This is a genomic window from Pseudoflavonifractor sp. SW1122, assembly GCF_012027765.1.
Lineage (GTDB): Bacteria > Bacillota > Clostridia > Oscillospirales > Oscillospiraceae > Enterenecus > Enterenecus faecium.
This window is the reverse complement of sequence record NZ_SJOS01000031.1, coordinates 1-21,775: the sequence shown is the minus strand read 5'-3', so window position 1 is coordinate 21,775 and position 21,775 is coordinate 1. Positions and strand designations below refer to the sequence as shown.

The following is a 21,775-nucleotide window of genomic DNA, read 5'->3' as shown; positions in this document are numbered from 1 at the left end:
TTATGATTCCTCCTTATTGTTCTCTGTGTGGTTCTCTCGCTTGGCATACAAGCTGTTTCTCTGGAGATAATACCCCAGGAGGTAACTGTCGGACAGAGGGCGATTTTGTTGCTCATCGGGAAACTCTGAGATGATGTCCAGAATTTCACATAGTAGCTTTTCATAGAAAGCACGGGAAGCTGGCTTCAGGCGAGGGTAGTATGCTTTTTTCACCTGTTCCCATATGGTACGAGCTGTGCGCTGAGGGCGCTGGGAAAAGACCGACTGCATTCGGATTGCATTGGGCTCACGCTCTTCATTGTCTCGATATGTATCCCGTTCGGCTTTCTCCAACACAGCCAATAGGCGTCCATATTGGTAGCTCCGGTCCTTTTTTTGAGGCTCTAGTGCCATGCCCCATTCCTCCTTTGTCCTGTCATAGTGAAATTTGCGAATTACGGCACAAGCGGTGAATAAGATTTTCTCTCTGGTTTTTGGCGTGTACGACTGAGGGGTCGAAGCTCTCTGCACAAGAAGCTGAACCACATCTGAGGGGATGTGTGCCTGCTCAATGCGGCAGGCCAACAGGCGCTGCATTTGCTGGCGCAACACCCTGTCGTCGGTTTCTAATTGGGGTGCGTTTCCAGCACTTCGCTCGGTGCCAAAGGCGCAATTTATAATTTGCCATAGAGATGGGGAGTTCACACCGATGTTCTGAAAGGTCCAACAGCAGATGCGGTCCCACTGGTAGAGGCGATTGACAAAGTCAAAAGCCTGCAGTTCATTGTAGTATGTCAAAGAGAGACGGCCAGAAGTTGCTGCATCAAAGACTGCAATCACAGCCTGACGGTGGATTGCATGCAGGGAATTCTTCCAGCCCTCCAAAGCCTCCTTTAGAAGCCGCTGATAGTCTGACGGTTTTACCGATTGTGATTGCTGATGTTGCGGCATCAGAGGATTGTGGGGTTTGGGAATCACCATACCCTGGGGACACCAACATAAAAAAGTCCTTCCACCGAATGAAACTTTTTGGTTTGCCACAAGCCAGCGAAGGGCGTTGTGGGCTTTTTGTGATGCCTCGTAGCCGACTGTAGCTGCCTGCTGAGAGGTCACAAAGCGGCCTCGAAAGGTGAAATTGTCTTTGTCATTATCGGAAATCAGCTTGGCATTTCCGTGGAAGGGGACAACGCCCTTGGGATGCTTTTCAGCGGGAGTAGACAGAGTGCCCTCTATCATACAGAGAACGGGACAGGCAGTCATTTTGCAGTGGACGATATATTTCCGAAAAGCTTCGAACAAACTTCTGTCTGTCCAACAAGGGCCGTCCAAATCTTTGCCCAGACCAATGACCCGCCAGCGCACCAGCAGGTCGTCCTTTACAGGGAGACTATGTTCATTTATCTTAATGAGATTGGCGCGGAGAAGATCGGTTAAAATGGTATCCCCTTGAATATAACGCAGAATTGGGGCGAGTTTCGGGTGTGTATAGGGGGAAATGCTCCAGTCTGTCAATTGCTTTAGGTAGTCTTCGTGGCGTTTTTCATCATAGGAGGCCAGATACTTCAGTTGGTCGCTGAGAGGGTGTGCACAGGGATGTGAGGTGCGTCTGGCGGATTCCTCCGTGACCGGAATGATAATTTTTGATTCAGTTTTATCTACGGCAGAAGCAGATATGAATGCACCATCTGAGCCAACTGTAATGTCTAAATCTGCTCGGGTTAGCGTGTGAAAACATGGTGCTAAAGGTTCCTCTCCTTCGGTGATATGTCCCGCCTGTTGGATAAAAGAATCATAGGTTTCCACTGCTTTTTGGAATAATCCCACTTATGTCACCTCCCCAAATTCACGTAAGCCTGAAAAATTTCCTGTATCTGCACCGAACACTTTCATGCGCATATCACCCAGTCGTTTATGCAGCGGACAGCTTTCGGGACGCAAAAAGGAAATGACTCCGTTTTTCATCACTGGGTACCAAAAGTGAGCGGTCATGGCTGCCTGAGTTTGTGTGGAGTAAGCCTCGTCGGCGTAGGTGATGCCGTGATACATCAATCCAAAGCTCAGTTCTGCGAGGCTGTCGTAGAACCCTTCGCCTTCGCCGAATACACAAGGCGCCACATACCCCTGGCACTCCCGTGTTCCCAAAAAAATATCCCGCCGTCCGCCTTTTGTAATCATACGCTTTGCAATCTCGTGGTGTTTGTTTTCGTTGCGGTCTTTGGCTAATTCCGGCCGATTTTCGTTCCATTCAAAGTGAGCACGAACCTGATACCGACAGTTTTTAAGATAGGTGTAGTAGGAGAGGTCGTTTCTGCTATCGTTGTAGTGGATGGGACGAATTCCTTTGACCTCTGTCTGAATTTGATTCATGACTCGGACAGCGTCAATATACCAAATCAAAGTGGGTTTCCAGTACACTGAGGACAGGATGCCCTTGAGTGTCTCGTAGGTTGGAACCTGATAAGTACATTTTTCTCCGCCTACCCGGAGGATAGGCTCTGCAAAGAGTCCGTAATCTCCCCAAACCTCAAATTCTACAATATTAGGATGTCGCATGCGGTCACCTCCAGTGAGTTTTCGTTTGTGGGGTTCATGACCAGTCCGATATGCTCATGGTAATATGCCTCGTTCAATGCCAGCATGGTTCCATGGCAGATGGGGGTCAGAGCTCCGCTTTGTTCTAATTGTTGCCTTTGGTATTGCAGCAGGGATATGGTGTATGGCTTGGCTCTTTGGACAAGGGATAGCTGGAAGGATATGTCGTACATGGCTTGTTCGGAGCAAAAATCAGCGATAATAGAGGAACCTTCCCCATAGGGAACCAAGACATCCACGGTTTGAGTGTCAAATACGGAGAACTGGGCTCCGGCAGTCTGGAATCCCTGCTGCATAAAAAACTGACAGCTTTCATCGGACACCAAATCTTTGTTATTGGATAGCAAGGAATAAATGCTGGTCCTCATGGTTGGAAGTTTGAAATCCTGGTATTCATCTGGCATACTTCGATATAGTTGGTGGTAGTAGTAAGAAATCGACTCGTCAGAGGTCAGACTGTGGTGGAACGCCTGGGGGTCTTTTTCAAAGGCAGCCAAGAGACATTCGGTGGCATGTTGCGCTGCTTGAATTTCCCGCAGGTGTGTGAGGTGCTCGTCTACACAGCCAACGATATATACGGGAGCTGGCTGGGTGGATTCCTTGTTTCTGTTGCATCGGCCTGCAGCCTGGATAATGCTGTCCATTCCGGCCGTAAGACGGACAACGCAGCCAAAGGAGATGTCAACCCCAGCTTCTATGACTTGGGTGGAGATACAGATTACCAGCTTTTGTGGGTCGCGAAGTGCGGCATTCATCTGTTCCAATGTAGAGCGGCGATGAGCCATGCACATGGAAGCGGAAAGGTGATAACAGCTGGCAAAGCTGTCAGATGAAACAGAAGCATAGAGCTGGGCAGCGGTACTTTTTTTGTTGCAAATGATGAGAACACTACGGTGTTGGGGCAAAAGCTGTAAGAGAAACTCGGATATTTCGGCACATGTCATGGAGCCTGCATACTGGATGGTGGTACGCTCAAAGACGGCCCATAAACTCTTGTCGTAGGGGACAATGGGGGTGGGAGAGCGGTACAACGGATGAATGGTCTTCTCGAAGGTAGGTTGTGTTGCAGAGCACAGCACCACCGTTGCCTTGCACACCGTTGTTAAAAAGTTAAGTGCCAAATTGAACAAGGTGAGCATATGTCCAGGGACACTCTGCACCTCGTCTATGACAATCACACTGTCACAAAGAGCGTGAAAGCGTCGGATGGAAGTGGTTCTGCCGGAAAAGAGTGTCTCCAAAAATTGGACTAAAGTGGTAATGACGATGGGCGCACTCCAATCTTCTGTAAGAAGCTCCTGGGTGTGTAAGCTATCATCATCGTCCTGTGGCGCAACGACGTTGGAATGATGCTCTAAGACGAGAGAAGGGTTGCCAACAAACTCCCGGATGACATCACTATTTTGTTCTATAATGGAGAGAAGTGGCATGATGAAGAAAATTCGCTGCATGTTTTGGTGCTTGCTGTGGGCCAGGGCAAAGCGAAGGGAGGATAGGGTTTTCCCTGAACCAGTGGGCACATTCAGTGAATACAGTCCACGGTCCGATGTGCCCATGTGGAGACAAAGTTCTGAAATACGATTTCTCGCCAGTTGGATTGGGGACTCTTGGGGGAATTCCCCCAATTTCTGCTCCATATAGGCGAGGGAAGCGGACCAGGTGTCCAAGTTTGTGTTTCCACATTGTGGAAAAAACGGTTGGGAGGTTTGTGTCATGAATTCCGCCGTATCCCTGCGATCTCCCTGAATGACAGCGGATAGGATAAGTCTGGATAGCAGTCCCATGTAAAACGGAACATGCTCCTCTTGGGATTGGGATAGTGACATCAGAGTTTGAAATGTGGCGGCCAATTCATCCGTACTGCGGAGAAAAAGCTGTTGGATTTCCTCGGGCGTGCTGCATTCCATCCAAAAGTTATTGAGAGCCTCCTGTTCGTAGAGCAAATCAGGAGAAGCTTGCAGACGGTGTGCAAAGCCGGAGGTGTCATGGCCTCTTGCCAAGTCAAAGAGGCCATGATGTGCGCCTACGGCATAGGCCAGCAACTCACTGACGATGTCAGAGGTGGTAATTTGGGGCGAGTGGTGGTTTCTGAGCAGATATCGCACCCCTACAAACGTGTGGTTTACAGAGCCTCGGATGACCTTTTCACCGTGTGCGGCTTTTCTTAGGTACGATTCAAAAGCGCAGGTAAATTTTCCGCAATCATGAAGAAGTCCGGACAAATAGGCAGTATCAGATAAGGAAATGGGTGAAAGTGCCCATGAGGCAAATCTGGCAGTATTTCGACAGTGACGCCAGGCGGGTTGTATGTGCTCTATGGACGAGTTGTCCATGTGCTCAATACGAATATGGGCAGGGTGAATATGCATAACATCAGCTCCGATATGAAGAAAAAACTGTATATACTGCACATTATACCAAAATGTTGGAAAAAGGCAAGATGATAAAACAGTGTGTGTTATGGAAAAACCGCTGTCTGCATTCTTCCATGCAAACAGCGGTTGTCTGGGCTTATTAAGATATCCCGAGTTATACGGACTGAGACGCCTTCAGCGCCAGCTGAATGCGGTCAATGAAGGACTGGAGGGGTGGAGAATGTTGTTTTTGCGCAGAGACACAGTAGAGGGGCACAAACAGCGGGTCAGACATAGGAAGGGCACGGACGGCCGGGAGGGGAACGGTACAATTGGACAGGGCTTGCTCATCCATGAGCACCACACCGTCTCCCTGGGCGCACTTGTGAATGGCGGCAAGGGGGGAGGGCAGAGAGAGGGTGCGGCTGAAGGCGGTGGGAAGGGTGGGGTACCGGGCAAACAGAGCCTCATAGATGGGCTGATACTGCTCGGGGAGAAACAGCGGCTCTTGAGATAGATCAGAGGTTGGTACCGATGTGCGCCGCACCAACGGATGATTCAGAGAGAGAATCACAGAGATGGGGATATAGCCCAGAAGGGTGGAGGATAGGCCAGGCTCAGAGGGAAGATAGGGGAGAAGGGTGGCATCGGCCTGGTGGTTTTGCAGGTGCTCCAGACAGAAGTAGTCGCTGCAATAGGTGTAGACCACGGGAGAGGACCCGCAGGAATCTGGGAGCGCATGAAGCAGCATGTTATAGAAACAGGGAGCTAAGGAGATGCGCAGATTTCCGGCAAACTCCGATGATGCCTGGCGGAGCACCTGACAGGTGTCATCCAACTCCTGGAGGATGTGAGAGCACCGGCGGTAAAAATATTTACCTTCCTCGGTCAAATCTACGCCCGAAGCAGTGCGAATAAACAGGGTGCACTTGAGCTCTTGTTCCAGCGTGCGGATGACGTAGCTCAGGCTTTGCTGCGTGACGTAGAGCCGTTTAGCTGTATAAGTCAGATTCATATCTTTGCAAATTTCACAAAAATAATAGAGTTTTTTTACATTCACAGAGTGTCACCTTCCATATGACAGGGAGTAATGTGTGGTGGATTTTACTATCAAATATCTGGAAATACCATTTGTATTATAACATATTCACAAAAATTGACAAGAAAAAAAGAGTGTCTATGCAACATGATGAAAAACAATTCGTGGAAATGGAGGATAAATACGACAAAAATGTAGGTTTGTACAAAGCGGACCGGGAAAACCAGCCAAATTACCCAAAGAAATCTTGCCATACAAATAGGCGTTGTTCATGCACAAAAAACTTTTGTTTTACAGTCTTTGGGGAACATGAGATACTTAGACTGAAAAACGATGGGGTGGCCGGTGGAGGAAGACGTGATGTTTTCCTAAATAAAAGCCGGCATTGCCATCGTAAACTCAAAAGAAGTCAAAGGAGGAGAGCAACGTGAGAAACAAAAAACGGTGGGCAGCTCTGCTGTTGTCAGGAGCGATGCTGCTGAGCTTGGCACCCATGTCTCTGCGGGCGACCGCTCTGTCTGCCCAGGGTACACAGACCCTAGCAGCAGGGGAGGAGAATGGTGGATGTACCATCATTCCTTTGCCCCAGCAGTATGAGGAGACCCAGGGAAACTTTACCCTGAAGCCGGAGACCCGCTTTGTCCTGGCCCAGGCCGATGAGAAGGCGGCAGACTCCACCGAAGTGGTGGCCTCGGAATTCCGCAAGTCCACCGGCTATGACCTGCCTGTGGTCCAGGGTGAGGAAGGCAAGAGCGGAGATATCATCATCCGCCTGGATGGTGAGGCTGTGACAGAGGAGGAAGGCTATCAGCTGTCCGTCACCGCAGACGGTGTGACCATCACCGCCAAGAGCGCAGGCGGCGTGTATTACGGCCTGCAGTCTCTGCGCCAGATGTTCCCCGGCCAAATCGAGAGCGACACGCTGGTCAGTGACGTGGCCTGGACCGCTCCCTGTGCGGACATTTCTGACGAGCCCACTTATGGGTATCGTGGTATGCACTTGGATGTGTCCCGCCATTTTTTCCCGGTAGAAGAGGTAAAGCGACAGATCGACCACATGTCCCAGTATAAGATCAACAAGCTGCACATGCACCTGAGTGATGACCAGGGCTGGCGCTTGGAGATCAAGAATAACCCCGATGTGGTGGACAAGGACGGCAATCCCGTGGACTTCAGCAACCTGACGGAGCTGGGTGCTTCCACCTCCTGTGACCACAATGGCGTGAGAGCCGGATACTATACCCAGGAGGAGTTCAAGGACATCGTGGCCTACGCCGCAGAGCGGAACATGGAGATCATTCCCGAGTTTGATATGCCTGCCCACGCCTGGGCGGCTCTGGTTTCCATGCCCATGCTGAACTCCACCGAGGACGGCAAGCCCCATGCCAACGGCTATGACAACACCAAGCCCTATCAGGGCTGGGATGTGGGCTGGGCCTCTCTGGAGTGCCGCAACGAGAATACCTATATCTTCATTGACGAGGTGTTCCGTCAGATTTCCGAGATCTCTCCCTCCATGTATATCCATGTGGGCGGCGATGAGGCCCACGTGACGGCTCATGACGACTACGTGTACTTTGTCAATCGAGTCACGGAGATCGCTCAGAAGTACGGCAAGACCCCTATCGGCTGGCAGAATTATGACGCTGCTGTGGAGGATAAGGAGAACACCATCACCCAGTACTGGAACACTGGAGATCAGAGAGCCCTGGACGGCGTGACGTACATTGCCTCTCCGGCTGACCACGCCTATTTGGATATGAAGTACGATGCCAGCTGTCCTCTGGGCCTACAGTGGGCTGGTTATGCCCCTGTGGACGATACCTATAACTGGGATCCCACCGACTTCGGCAGTGCAGATCAATTTATCGGCGTCGAAGGTGCCCTGTGGGCTGAGACCCTTGCCGATCCAGAACATATTGACTACATGTACTACCCCAGACTGCCTGGTATCGCTGAGGTTGCCTGGACTCCCAAGGAAAACCGCAGCTGGGACGAGTACAAAGAGCGCATCGCTCAGCACAAGGATCGTCTGGACAGCCTGGAAATTGGCTACAAGGAAGACACCCTGATCTGGGAGAAGCCCATGAACTTCCGTATGCCTCTGGATGAGGGCACCGGCACCACCGTGAAGGACACCACTGGCGACTTCAAGGGTACCATGGTAGGTGGCGTGACCTGGGGCGAGGGCCGCTACGGCTCCGGCCTGGTCTTTGACGGCTCTGGCTATGTGGACCTGAAGTACGATGACATCGGCGGCGACTGGACTGCCGGTATGTGGGTCAAACGTGAGGACTCCGGAGCCGCTAACGCAGCGCTGTTGGCAGGCACCGAAGGCGAGATCAAACTGGAGCAGTGGAAGAATACCGGTAAGGTTGGCCTTACCGCCTACGGCGTGGACGACTACACCTTCGATTACACCGCTCCCATCGGCGAGTGGGTCCACCTGGCCTTTGTTTCCAACGATCAGGGCACCACGCTGTACGTCAACGGTGTGGAGACCGACCACATTGATGCCACCATCAACGGCCCTGTCAGCCGTATCGGTGCCAACTACAAGGATGGCCTGTCCGACCGTGGCTACATGAAGGGTGCTGTGGACGATGTCCAGATCTATGATCGTGCTCTGAGTGCAGAGGAGATCATGGACATGAAGGAAGACGCGTTCGGCTTCGAGAATGAGATGATCTTCAACTTTGACGAGGGCGAGGGCACTCAGATCACCGACACCAGCGGTGCTCACTCCTTCACCCTGGGTGACGGCATCACCTGGACCGATGGTAAGATGGGCAGTGGCCTGGACTTTAGCGGCGCTGGCCGCATTGAATTGGGCTACCGGGATCTGGACAAGAACTGGACTGTGGGTCTGTGGGTCAACCGCAGAGAGAGCGTGGAGCACAATGCCGTGCTGATGTCCGGCGCAACCGGCGAGATCAAGCTGGACCAGTACCAGAACACCGGTAAGGTAGGTGTTACTGCCTACGGTGTGGAGGATGCCACCTTTGACTACTCCGCTCCCATGGGTGAGTGGGTGCATCTGACCTTTGTCAGCAACGATCAGGGTACCACCCTGTACGTCAATGGTGTGGAGCAGGATCACATCGATTTGGCCATCAACGGGCCTATGAACCGTATCGGCGGCAACAATTCTGTCAATCTGGCTGGCGGTGGCTTCTTGAATGCTACCATCGACCAGCTGAGCGTCTTCGACCGCAGTTTGACTGCCGACGAGGTAAAGGACCTAGTGAAGGATGACTCTGAGCCCGCCACCGATGCCAGCAAGGCCCTGCTGCAAAAGGTGTATGACTACGCCGCAGCTCAGGATATCAGCAACCTCATCCCCACTGTGGCCGCCAAGTACCAGGCCGCTCTGGACCAGGCCGAAGCCGTTCTGGCTGACCCCAACGCCACTCAGCCCGAGGTGGACAAGGCCACTGAGGACCTGTTCGAGGCTGTGCACCTGCTGGACTTCACCCAGGGTGACAAGGAAGCTCTGAACCTGCTCATTGAGCGGGCCAAGGAAATGGTGGCCAACGAGGACCAGTACATGGACACCAACTGGCAGATGCTGCTGGACGCCCTGGACAAGGCCGAAGCCGTGTCCGCTGACCCCGACGCTCTGCAGTATGAGGTAGACGCCGCTTATGCCGCCCTGCTGGAGGCCATTGAGGCTCAGCAACTGCGCACCGACAAGTCCATGCTGGAGCTGCTCATCGACCGTGCCAACGGCATGGTGGAGAATGCCGACAAGTATGTGGAGACCAACTGGCAGATGCTGCTGGATGCTCTGGAGAAGGCCCAGACCGTCTATGACGATCCCAACGCCACCCAGGCTGAGGTAGAGACCGCCTGTGATGAGCTGCTGGAGGCCATCATGGCCCAGCGCTTCAAGGCCGACAAGTCCATCCTGGATGACCTCATCAGCCAGGCCGAGAACATGAACCTGGCCGGCTATCCCGCTGAGGCTGTGGCCACCTTCCGCACCGCTCTGGCCAATGCCCAGGCTGTAATGGCGGACAACAGCCTGTCCGTGGACGATCAGAAGACTGTGGACGACGCCGTGGCTGCCCTCACCGCCGCCATGGACGGCCTCACCGCCGGTGGTGCTCCCGAGACCACCGACAAGCCGGAAGCTACCGATAAGCCCCAGACTTCTCAGAAGCCCGAGGCGACCCAGAAGCCTGAGAATAAGGTGCCTCAGACTGGGGACAACAGCGGCCTGATGCTGTGGAGCCTGGTTTGCCTGGCTTCTCTGGCTGGCGCTGGCTGTGTGGTAAGCACCAAGAAAAAGTGGAGCAAGTAAGAAGGAACCCTTCTGAATGAAAAGTTGGAGGCCCGGCGTAAGCCGGGCCTCCTCTTTTATACCTGGATGATTGTCAAACTTGACTTTGAGCGGAAGTCTGTATGTTCTGGATAAAGGTGCTGATGGCGGGAGAGCTGTGCTTGCGGGGATAAGCGCAGTATAGGTCAATGAAAAGGGGTTCCACCACCGGGAGAATGCGAATGTCGGAGGAGGTGATGATACAATTTTTCAGGGATTGTTGGTCCAGCAGTAACACGCCCTGCCCTTGGGCACATCGGTGTATGGCCACCAGAGGGGAGGGGGTGGAGACAATGTTCTGGAAGGTGATCCCCAGCTCAGCACAGGACTGAAACAGAGGCGGGTAGATGGCCTGGTAGATTTGTGGTACCAGCAGCTGCTCGTTGGCAATTTGGAAGACGGAAACGGCGGCGTTCTGAGCCAACGGGTGGTGTTTGGGTAAGACGACACAGGCGGGGTCTCGCCACAGCAGTGTAAATTGCAGTTCTGGGGCATTGAATTTCTGGGGGAGTATGGCCCCATCAAACGTCCCAGTTTGGACGTGGTCCAAGCAGGCCTCCACCCCGTAATAGCTGTATTCCACGTCACAATCGTTGCATCGGTTGGGGAGCATGTGCATCATCATGCTGTAGACACAGGCATCCATGGAGATGCGGAGATTGCTCTGGGAGGACTGGGAGACGTGGCGAAGGGCGGAGCAAGTCTCGTCCAACTCCTCCAGAATGTGGGTACAACGAGCGTAAAAGTAGTTGCCCTGTTCGGTGAGCCGCAGACCGTTGGCCGTGCGGAGAAAGAGGGTGCATTTCAGATCCTGTTCCAACGTGCGAATGACATAGCTCAGACTCTGCTGGGTTACGTAGAGCCGTTTGGCTGTGTGAGACAAATTAAGATCCTTACATATTTCGCAAAAATAATAAATTTTCTTAATGGTCATAGCTGTCACCTCTCGCTCTATCTGAATGGTATATATGTTAGACGAGTGGGGGCAAGGAAAAGTTGATATCTTTTGAAAAATTTTTTGTAGCTGAGACTGGAGCTAGATAGACCGTCAAATTTGCTTTGGGAGAAGCGTGGTATGGATGACGAAAAAATATGGAGAATTCTGTATATTGTGCTGAAAATCTCGGTGAATACTGCAGGGAAGAGGGACAAATTCAGCTGTTTTCACCAAAGGGACAGGGCATAATTCTATATCACAAAAAAATATTGTCCAAACCCAAGAAAACTCTGTTTTACAATGTAAAGTAATCGTGACATACTAAATAAGAAATACGTTGGTACGGCTGGCAACAGGAACGATGCACAATGATACAAACAGGCAATGGCTTTTTCGGGAAGCATGTGTCCCGGGAATGTTGTTGCCTTTTTTGCCAGTACGCTGACACACAGAACAGGAGGAGTAAACGGTGAAAAAGGGTAAGCAATTTGCATCCCTGCTGCTGACCGGAGCTATGCTGTTGAGCTTCGCGCCCATGTCTCTCAGGGCAGTTGCATTATCGTCAGAGGGCGTAGGACAGACCCTGGTGATGTCTGGAGAGGACCGCAGTGGGGTGGAGACCACCAATATCAACCTGGCGGAAGGACGACCTGTCACCGCCAGTGGCGCATACAGCGGAATGCCCGCATCCAACCTGACAGACGGCAGCACCGGTACCCGGTGGGCCTCTCCTTCGGGTAATAATGAGGATGTATATAACAGTTGGTTTTATGTTGACCTGGGAGAGGAGCCGGTCCGATACAATAAAATTGAGCTGGCCTTCGAGAATACCCCACAGAAGTACCGTGTGGAGGTGTCAGACAACGGCCAGGACTGGCAGGTGGTGGAGGAAGTCGTCCACGAGGACAGCGCTACCTTGCCCAAGGGCCAGCCGGATACCTTGGTGTTTGATCAAGTCCTGACTGCCCGGTATGTGAAGTTCCAAGGCGTGGAGCCCCGCCACAATGCAGACGGCTCCATCAATGTGTGGGGGTATTCCCTCTATGAGTTCCGGGTGTTTCAGGCCCCCGCCCCGGACGACGAGTGTGTGGCTCAGGCCAAGGAGGAGACCACCTTGCCCCAGCGGGCCAAGCGGGACTTTACGCTGCCGCTGACCCACGACAACGGCACCTTCATCACCTGGGCATCCAATAGTGAGTGGATTACGGTAAAGGGCGGCACAGCTGTGGTGAAGCGGGACACCGTGGACCAGAGCGTAACCCTCACCGCCACCTTCACCAAGGGCGACGTCACCGACACCCGGGACTACACCGTGGTGGTGCCTGCCGACCAGCAGGTGGAAGGGGCGTATGACATCTATCCCATCGTGCACCGGGCCACCTATCAAGACACCGCCCTTTCTATGACCGATGAGGTGAATCTGGTGCTGGAGGAGGGCCTGGACGAGGCCACCCGGACCAAGGCCCAGAAGGTGCTGGAGGAGGACGGCATTCAGGTGTCCGTCTCCCAGGACGTGGTGGAAGGGAAGACCAATGTTCTGGTGGGCATTGATAACGATGCTGGCGTAGACAACCAGTGGTTTGAAGGAAAGTATGACCCCACCTTGTCTACGGACAATAACGATGGATATGCCCTGGCCGTAGATGACGCTACAGACACCATCGCCATTATGGGCCGGGACAGCAACGCCGCGTTCTACGGCGTGACCACCCTGGACCAGATTTTGGAGCAGACTCAGGCGGACAGCATTCGAGACGTCCTCATTGAGGACTATGCCGAAGTCCAGTTCCGTGGGTTTATCGAGGGCTTCTATGGCACTCCCTGGTCCCATGAAAACCGCATGAGTCTCATGGAGTTCGGCGGGGACTTCAAGATGAACTCCTACCTATACGGACCTAAAAATGACCCCTACCACGCCGGACAGTGGCGGGACCCCTATCCGGCGGACAAGCTGGCCGAGCTGCAGGAGCTGGTGGAAAAGGGCCATGAGACCAAAGTGCAATTCGTGTGGGCCGCCCACATCGGCGGCAAGATCGACCTGGCCTCCGAGGAGGACTTCCAGGCCCTGTGCGACAAGTTTGACCAGATGTACGACATTGGCGTGCGGCAGTTCGCTCTGTTCTTTGATGACTCCGCCACCAACAACACAGACTTGGTGAACTTCGTCACCCGGCTGGACAAGGAGTACATCAAGGCTAAGGGAGACGTGGCCCCCATCATCTTCTGTCCTCAGTATTACCGCAAGGACAGCGGCAGTCAGAGCACCATCAACTACTTAAAGCAGATCAGTCAGTTCCCCGAGGACGTCCAGATCATGTGGACTGGCGACAACGTGGTGTCTGCCATCAAACAGAGCACGGTGGACTGGGTCACCCAGTACATTGAGCGCCCGGTGTACATCTGGTGGAACTACCCGGTGAATGACCTGGGCCGGGCCAGCTACGTCCATATGGGTCCCTCTCAGGGTCTGTATCCCGGGGTGACCAACATCTCCGGCTTTACCTCCAACCCCATGAATCAGGCCCAGGCCTCTAAGATCTCTCTGTTCAGCGTGGCCGACTACACCTGGAACACCGAGGACTATGACAGCCAGGAGAGCTGGCAGGCCTCCTTTACCCGTGTGATTCGGGACGACCCGGAGGCAGCGGAAGCCCTGAGAATCTTCTCCGCCCACTCCTCTGCGGGCAACAATCCCTTTGGGGTGCAGGAGTCCGTGTACATGAGAGAGCATCTGGATGCCTTTCAGAATGCCATGATGAATGGCGAGGACCTGACCCAGGCCGCGGCAGACCTGGAGGCGGATTTTGATGAGATCATCGCTGCCGTGGACACCCTGAAGGCCTATAAGGGCACCGGAAACATCTCTGGCGAGATCTCCCGCTGGACGGACAAGCTCCAGAAGGTAGCTGTGGCCCTCAAGCAGATGGTGATAGATGCAGCCACCAGTGATTCCGCCTCTCCCGATGACCCCGCCTCGGTGGAGAAGGCCATGGAGGTCATTGAGCGCAACCGTACCGCCTTCCAGCAGGCCAAGAACGCCTCTGGCACCGTGGCCTCTCAGGTACTCATTCCCTTCGGGGACAACCTGTTAGCCTCTCTGGAAGCTCGGCTGATGGCGAATATCCACCTGGACCCCGCCCCGCAGGGCTATGGCTCCATGGATATGCTGGACTACACCAAGATTGTAGACGGTGACCGCGCTTCCTCTACCGCCACCGGAAGCTATTTCCCGGTGAATGTGGGAGCCTACTTTGGGGTGAACCTGGGCCGCGTCACCGACCTTGATAACCTGACCATCTATATGGCAGAGGACGCCTACTTCAAGAAGGGTGTGGTGGAGGTCTCCACCGACAACAAGACTTGGACCGAGCTGGGCACCTTTGACGGCAGCACCGTCCATCTGGAGGGGCTGGATGTCAAGGCACAATTCATCCGCTACCGGGCCACCGAGGAATTTGTGGATGAGAACACTGGCTCTCCCAACGGCATGCTGGGTATCCAGGAGTTTGTGGTCAATGAACCCACCAGCGCCACCCTGTACACCAATGTGGAGGGTCTGGACGCTGCGGTGAATTACGAGAGCGGCCGAGTGAGCCTGGAGAATATCTCCGGCGTGACCCTTCAGCCCGGTGACTATCTGGGCTTCCGGTTCAACACCCTGAAAAATGCCCACTCTGTGACAGTGGATGAGGAACTGCGGGACCTGAGTGCAGAGTATTCTCTGGACGGAGAAGAGTGGAAGCCCATGGACTGGGCCTCTTCCGACTGCATGACCGCGTTGTATGTCCGTATGTGCAACACCAGTGATGAGGCTCGCACCTTTGACCTGGAGAAGCTGGAGGTGCGTTTGGGCGGCGTCCATCCTGAGATGACGGCAGAGGCCAAGAACATCGTCACCTGGTCCGGTTCCGCCGCCAACATGGTGGACGGCAATCGGGATACCACCTTGTGGCTCAAGCCCAGTGAGAACCGCACCTTTATCCTGGATTTGGGCAAGGCCGTGCCCATTTATGATGTGAAGATCCACTGTGTGAAGGACGCCCTGTCCGACGGTCAGATTCGGCTGAGCAGCGACGGCACCACCTGGAGTGAGCCCATCTCCTTCTCTGGCGCAGGCCTGGAGAACTTGGTGGAGTGCGGGGCAGTGGAGGCCCGGTACATTGAAATCACCGATAACATCCCCTCTAAGTGGATTCAGGTAGGGGAGATCGAGGTGAACACCACCGTGCCCGAGGACGTGCTGCGGGTCAGCGGCAGCGTCGGCGATGTGGATCGGCTGGTGGACAGCAATCTGTTTACCTCGGTATCTGCGGGCCAGGAGACTGGCGAAGTGATCTGGAACAATGCCGGGCTGGACATCACCAATCTGGTAGTGGTGAAAAACAGCGGTGCCGCTGTCACGCTGTGGGCAGAGCAGGAGGACGGCACTTGGAAGGAAGTGACCACCGTCACAGATGCCTACGGGGATATTGATCTGGGCGAAGATGCCCGTGCTTCCACGTTTAAGTTCACCTGGGAGGAGAACTCCGGACTGACACTCCATGAGATTGGGGCCTACAAGGCAGAGCAGACGCCGGAGCAGGTGAACAAGACCCTGCTGGAGAAGACCATCGCCTATGCCAAGGGTCTGGACACCACCGGTGTCACCGACTCTGCCAAGGCCGCCTTTGAGAAGGCGCTCCGTGAGGCCGAGGCTGTCATGGCCGACGCCAACGCCACCCAGACTGAGGTGAACGCCGCTTGGGACAATCTGCTGGAGGGCATCTGGGGTCTGGGCCTGGTGCAAGGCGACAAGACCATGCTGGAACAGCTCATCAACAAGGCGGAAGGTATGATTCCCAATGAGGACAAGTACATGGCCGACCACTGGCAGGAGCTGGTGGACGCTCTGGCCGCTGCCAAGGACGTGATGGCGGACGGCGACGCCATGGAAGAGGACATCCAGCCCGTGGCCGAGGCTCTGCTCAACGCCATTCTGGCCCAGCGCTTCAAGGCGGACAAGTCCATTCTGGAAGACCTGGTGAACAAGGCCGAGGGCATGGATCTCTCCAGTTATACCGCTGAGAGCGTGGCCGTGTTCCGCTCTGCTCTGGCCGAGGCTCAGGCCGTCATGGCTGACAATAGCCTCTCTGAGGATGACCAGAAGACTGTGGATGCCGCTGTGGAGAAACTCTCCCGTGCCATGGACGGTCTCACCGCCGGTGGTGCTACCGATGCCACCGACAAACCTGAGACCTCTCAGAAGCCTGAAACCACCCAGAAGCCGGAGAACAATGTGCCTCAGACCGGGGACAACAGCGGTTTGATGCTGTGGCTGACGGCAGGATTGGCTTCTCTGGGCGGAGCAGTAAGCGTTTTGTTTAAAAAGAAAAGACAGTGATGCGTCAGCTGGAACGGCGCTTTCTGTAAAAAGCAGTTGAACATGGGCGGTACACGCCCCCACAGGGATTGGTCAAGGGTTCGTGTGTGGGGCGTGCCGCCCTGGGTCGGAGATCCGATGCAGCGTAAGAATGGAAGGTGATAGAGAAACGAATGGTTTGGAGAGAGCATTTCAATTTCGTATGACTTGGGAGGTAAGAACATGAAAAAACATGGTCGTTGGCCTGCTCTGATGTTGGCAGGCGCAATGATGGTCTCCAGCGTGGCAAATGTGGGCCTTGTACCCCAGGCGCATGCCCAGGGGGAATACCCCAACCTGGCGCTGAGCAAGCCCGCTACGTCCAAGAACGACGAGGGCTATGGGCTGGTGGCCTCCAATGCCGTGGATGGCTCTTGTACCGGCGATAACGCCAATTCCCGTTGGTCCAGCGCCATGAGCTCGGGCGAGACTTGGCTGATGGTGGATTTGGAGAACTATGCCACCATTCACAGCTTCCAGGTGGTGTGGGTGGAGCCCCACGCCAATCCGTACAAGATTCAGTTCAGTGCGGACGGAACCAACTGGGTGGATGCGTACTCCGATGAAGACGGGGTCAATGTGGACGAGTATACCGAGCACACCAAGGATGTCAACGGTGGCCAGCGGTTTGATCCCCACACCTTGACCTACACCCTGGACAAGCCCCTGGAGGGTATGCGCTATGCCCGTATGTGGGCGAATAAGCAGGGCGGAGGCTATCCCTGCATTGGCGTCTATGAGTTCCGTGTATTTGGCGAGGAAGGCGAAGTGGTGCAGGAGCTGCTCAACAAAGACCCTGCTAACCTGGCTCTGGGCAAGACAGCCAGTGCCTGCGCGTCTCCCATCTCCTATTGGGGTCCGGACAAGCTGACAGACGGCGTCATCAACCGTACTGCTTCCAAGGGCGACCAATCCAGATGGTCCAGCGAGGCAGGCGCGCCCGGCTGGGTGCAGATCGACCTGCGTCAGCCCCAGGAGTTCCAGATCATCAATCTGGAGTGGGAGCAGCCCGTGGTGGAGGACTACCACATTGAGGTTTCCGATAACGGTTCCGACTGGACCACGGTCTACACCGCAGAGAAGAACACGGAAGGGTATCCGGTGTCCGATCGGGTCACTCTGGACACCCCTGTGACTGCCCGATATGTGAAGGTGGCCATTGACAAGCTCAAGGAGGGGGCTTATCCCAGCTTGTCCCTGTACGAGGTGGAAATTTATACCCCTGACGTGAGCGGTACTGACAAGACCACCAATAAGGACATCAGCGTGTCCAACGGGACAGACGCCTCTGTGGTCACCGACGACAACCTGGAGACGGTGTGGCAGGGCGCCAGCGGCGACTCCTTCACCGTGGACTTGGGTGCCTCCCTGAAGTACAACCGCTATCAGATCCAGTGGGCCACCGCAGCTGCCTACCATGTGGAGGTCTCCAGCGACGGAAAGAACTGGGAAGGTGTGTATACCACCAGCGAGGCCCCGGAGGCCGCTACGGAAGTGACCCTGGACCTGGCCTACAACCAGCGCTATGTCCGGGTAACCCTGGACGGGGACGGCGCAGTCAAGGAGTTCTCCCTCCATCAGGATCTGGACTTTGTCAACGTCTTTGACCAGGCCAAGCAGCTGCTGGACGGTATTACCATCGACGAGGATGACACCAGCCTGACACTGCCTGAGAAGTTCCCCCAGTCCATTGCTGTGACCTATCTGGGCACTGACTACGAGCAGGTCATTGACGCCGACCGCAACATCATCCGTCCCATTGTGGACACCACGGTGGCGGTGGGCTTCCGGCTGGAGAGCAAGAACCAGCCCGACAACTACCAGCTCTATGAGGTGAGTGTGGAGGTTCCTGGCCTGCACGACACCGAGGAGTCTCAGAACGAGAAGCCCAAGGTCATCCCCGAGCTGCAGCAGTGGTTCGGTACCACCGGTGACTTTACCATTCGGGACGGTGCCCGCATCCTGGTGGACCCCGCTCTGAGTGAAGAGTACATCACCATGGCCAACCGCTTTGCCGACGACTATGAGGACATCGTGGGCAAGACGATTGCCGTGGAGCGTGGCAACAATCCCACGGCTGGTGACTTCTACTTTATGGCCAGCGATATCCCCTTCGATGAGGAGACCTATGATCTGCACATTGGGGAATACATCACCATCGAGGCCAGCCACCAGACCGGCGCCTACTGGTCTACCCGGTCCATCCTCCAGATCCTCAAGCAGACCGGGGATACCATCCCTCAGGGCGATGTACGTGACTACCCCAAGTACAAAGTCCGTGGCCTGAGCATGGACATTGCGCGCCGCTATGTGCCTCTGTACTTCCTGGAGGACTGGATTTCCCAGATGTCCTGGTACAAGATGAACGATTTCAATGCGCATATGAGCGACAATACCTTTGACCTATCCTTTGGCGGCTTCCCCCTGGAGTCTGATGTGCCCAACCTGACCAACCCCGAGGGTATGTACTACACCAAGGACGAGTTCCGTCAGTTCCAGCTGGATGCCAAAGAACAGGGTGTGAAGATTGTGCCTGAGTTCGACACTCCCGGACACTCTCTGCCCTTCACCGAGGCCCGCCCCGACCTGGCTCGCCCCGGCAAGAAGGAGTATCTGGACGTGCAGAACCCCGAGACCGCTCCCTTCGTTCAGAGCGTCTTTGACGAGTATCTGGACGGTGAGGACCCCGTGTTCCTGGAGGACGCCGTGATCAACATCGGTACCGATGAGTACAAGGGCGGTGGCCAGGAGGAGAAGGAAGCCTTCCGAGCCTACCAGGACACCATGCTCAAGTACATCCTGGAGAAGGGCCACACACCTCGTGCCTGGGGCTCCCAGACCGAGAACCACGGTACCACCCCCGTACAGGTGGAAGGCGTGCAGCTGTACATGTGGTACATCGGTTACGCCAATGCCAAGGAGATGTATGACCTGGGCTACCAGATGATCAACATCAACGACGGCGACACCTACATCGTGCCCGGCGCTGGCTACTACTACGACTATCTGAATAAGGGTCATATCTACAACAACTTCGATCCCAGCAACATCTACCGTTCCTTCAAGGTGCCCGCAGGCGATCCCCAGATTCTGGGCGGCTCCTACGCTCTGTGGAACGACTGCACCGGCGGCAACGACAACGGTACCTCCGACATGGAGACCCTGGACCGTCTCTTCGACGCCCTGCCCGTTGTGGCGGCCAAGACTTGGGGCGACGGCAAGGACAACACCCTGTCCGAGCTGGAGGCCATTGTGGACGAGACCGGCTACGCCCCCAACACCAACCCCACCTATGAGGTGGAGACCAAGAACGACACCGTCCTCTCCTACGACTTTGATGAGGACGCCAAGACTCAGGACAACTCCATGAACGACTACGACCTGGTGTCCGAGGGTGAGAACGTGGCCTATGAAGAGGGCCATGATGGTACTGCTCTGACTCTGAAGGGCGGCTCCAGCTATGTGGAGACTCCTCTGGAGGATAAGGGCCTGAATACCACTCTGGACTTCTGGGTCAAGCGGGACGCTAACAGCGGCGACGACGAGCAGATCCTGTTCGAGTCTGAGATTGGTCAGATCAAGGCCGTGCAGAAGGAGACCGGAAACCTGGGCTTCTCCCGCGAGGCCAGAGACTACTCCTTCAACTATGCTCTGCCCAAGGGCGAGTGGGTGCACATCACCATGGTGATGGAGTTCACCAAGACCACCCTGTATGTCAACGGTGAGAAGATTCAGACTCTGGAGCGCACTGAGGAAGGCGGCAACAAGTGGGCCTCTCTGGTTACCCCGCTCATGCGCATCGGCAGCCAGACCAAGGCTTTCCAGGGCCAGATCGACAGCCTGAGACTGTACGACTTTGCCGCCACCGCCGACCAGGTTGGCAATCTGTCCGTGGATCTGTATGATGAGGACAGCGGTGTGCGTGTCCACGGCGATGTGGGCGTGCTGCCCTCTGACACCGTGCTCCAGGTGGCCGACCAGTCCAGCAACGAGAAGTTCCAGGAGATGGCGGAGTCCATCCTCAAGGGCTGCTCCATCAACGCTCAGTCCGTTAGCCTGACCAGCGGGGAAGAGGCCGTGACTCCTTCCGGGGAGATCATGATCTCCATGCCCGTGGGCGAGATGGACCTGGATACCCTGGCCCTGTATGAGTTCCATCAGAATGGCACCTATGAGGAAGTGACCTTCACCGTGAACGATGGCATGGTCTGCTGGACCAGTGATCACGCCAACGGCGCCGACTCCGCCTTCGTCCTGCTGGCTCAGGCGGATGCCCAGACTGCCAATAAGACCCTGCTGGAGAAGACCATTGCCTATGCCAAGGGTCTGGACACCACCGGTGTCACCGACTCTGCCAAGGCCGCCTTTGAGAAGGCTCTGGCCGAGGCCGAGGCTGTCATGGCCGATGCCAACGCCACCCAGGCTGAGGTGAATACCGCTTGGAACAACCTGCTGGAGGGCATCTGGGGTCTGGGCCTCACTCAGGGCGACAAGACCATGCTGGAGCAGCTCATCAACAAGGCCGATGGTATGATTCCCGACCAGGACAAGTACATGCCCGACCACTGGCAGGAGCTGGTGGACGCCCTGGCTGCTGCCAAGGACGTGATGGCTGACGGCGACGCCATGGAAGAGGACATCCAGCCTGTTGCCGAGGCTCTGCTCAACGCCATTCTGGCCCAGCGCTTCAAGGCGGATAAGTCCATCCTGGACGACCTCATCAACAAGGCCGAGGGCATGGACCTCTCCGGCTACACTGCCGCTTCCGTGGCCACCTTCCGCACCGCTCTGGCCAATGCCCAGGCTGTGATGGCTGACAACAGCCTCTCCGAGGACGACCAGGCTGTGGTGGACGAGGCAGTGGCTCAGCTTACCGCCGCCATGGACGGCCTCACCGCCGGTGGTGCTCCCGAGAGCACCGACAAGCCTGAGGCAACGGACAAGCCCGAGACTTCTCAGAAGCCTGAGGCCACTCAGAAACCGGAGAATAAGGTACCTCAGACCGGGGACAACGCCGCCCTGATGCTGTGGAGCATGGCGGGTGCCATTTCTCTGGTGGGCATGGCTTGTCTCGTGTATCGAAAGAACAAGTTGGAAGAGAAGTAACACCCTCCGCAAAAAAACGGAGCCAGGGGAAACCCTGGCTCCGTTCAGC

8 protein-coding genes are annotated in these 21,775 nt (G+C 55.2%); 3 read left to right on the top strand and 5 right to left on the bottom strand.

The genetic code is table 11. The features are described 5' to 3' along the window. From cas8c to E0L15_RS08260, 4 genes are all read right to left on the bottom strand, one after another. Positions 1–1,803, bottom strand: coding sequence for a type I-C CRISPR-associated protein Cas8c/Csd1 (cas8c, locus tag E0L15_RS08275; RefSeq protein WP_168125222.1), 1,803 nt, complete (start codon positions 1,801–1,803; stop codon positions 1–3). Then, a complete protein-coding gene (gene cas5c, locus E0L15_RS08270; protein ID WP_168125221.1) occupies positions 1,804–2,532 on the bottom strand; it encodes a type I-C CRISPR-associated protein Cas5c in 729 nt (242 codons plus the stop codon). Further along, positions 2,511–4,940 (bottom strand): CRISPR-associated helicase Cas3', encoded by a 2,430-nt coding sequence (cas3, locus tag E0L15_RS08265; protein ID WP_168125220.1) that lies wholly within the window; start codon positions 4,938–4,940, stop codon positions 2,511–2,513. The genes cas5c and cas3 overlap by 22 nt, the downstream gene beginning before the upstream one ends. Before the next feature lie 160 nt (positions 4,941–5,100). Then, the gene (locus E0L15_RS08260; RefSeq protein ID WP_087233380.1) at positions 5,101–5,985 is read right to left on the bottom strand and encodes a LysR family transcriptional regulator; all 885 of its coding nucleotides are present in this window, start codon (positions 5,983–5,985) and stop codon (positions 5,101–5,103) included. 406 nt (positions 5,986–6,391) lie between these two features. Between E0L15_RS08260 and E0L15_RS08255 the strand changes: the two genes are divergently transcribed. Further along, on the top strand, positions 6,392–10,267 hold the full coding sequence (locus E0L15_RS08255) for a family 20 glycosylhydrolase (RefSeq protein ID WP_168125219.1): 3,876 nt from the start codon (positions 6,392–6,394) through the stop codon (positions 10,265–10,267). A gap of 73 nt (positions 10,268–10,340) precedes the next feature. Here the strand turns inward: E0L15_RS08255 and E0L15_RS08250 are convergent, their stop codons facing one another. After that, positions 10,341–11,219, bottom strand: coding sequence for a LysR family transcriptional regulator (locus tag E0L15_RS08250; protein WP_168125218.1), 879 nt, complete (start codon positions 11,217–11,219; stop codon positions 10,341–10,343). A 472-nt stretch (positions 11,220–11,691) separates the two neighbouring features. On the opposite strand from E0L15_RS08250, the gene E0L15_RS08245 reads away from it, so the two are divergent. Further along, positions 11,692–16,602, top strand: a complete 4,911-nt coding sequence (locus tag E0L15_RS08245; RefSeq protein ID WP_168125217.1) for a beta-N-acetylglucosaminidase domain-containing protein — start codon at positions 11,692–11,694, stop codon at positions 16,600–16,602. Between the two features lie 201 nt (positions 16,603–16,803). After that, positions 16,804–21,726 (top strand): discoidin domain-containing protein, encoded by a 4,923-nt coding sequence (locus E0L15_RS08240; protein WP_168125216.1) that lies wholly within the window; start codon positions 16,804–16,806, stop codon positions 21,724–21,726. Positions 21,727–21,775 lie beyond the last annotated feature (49 nt).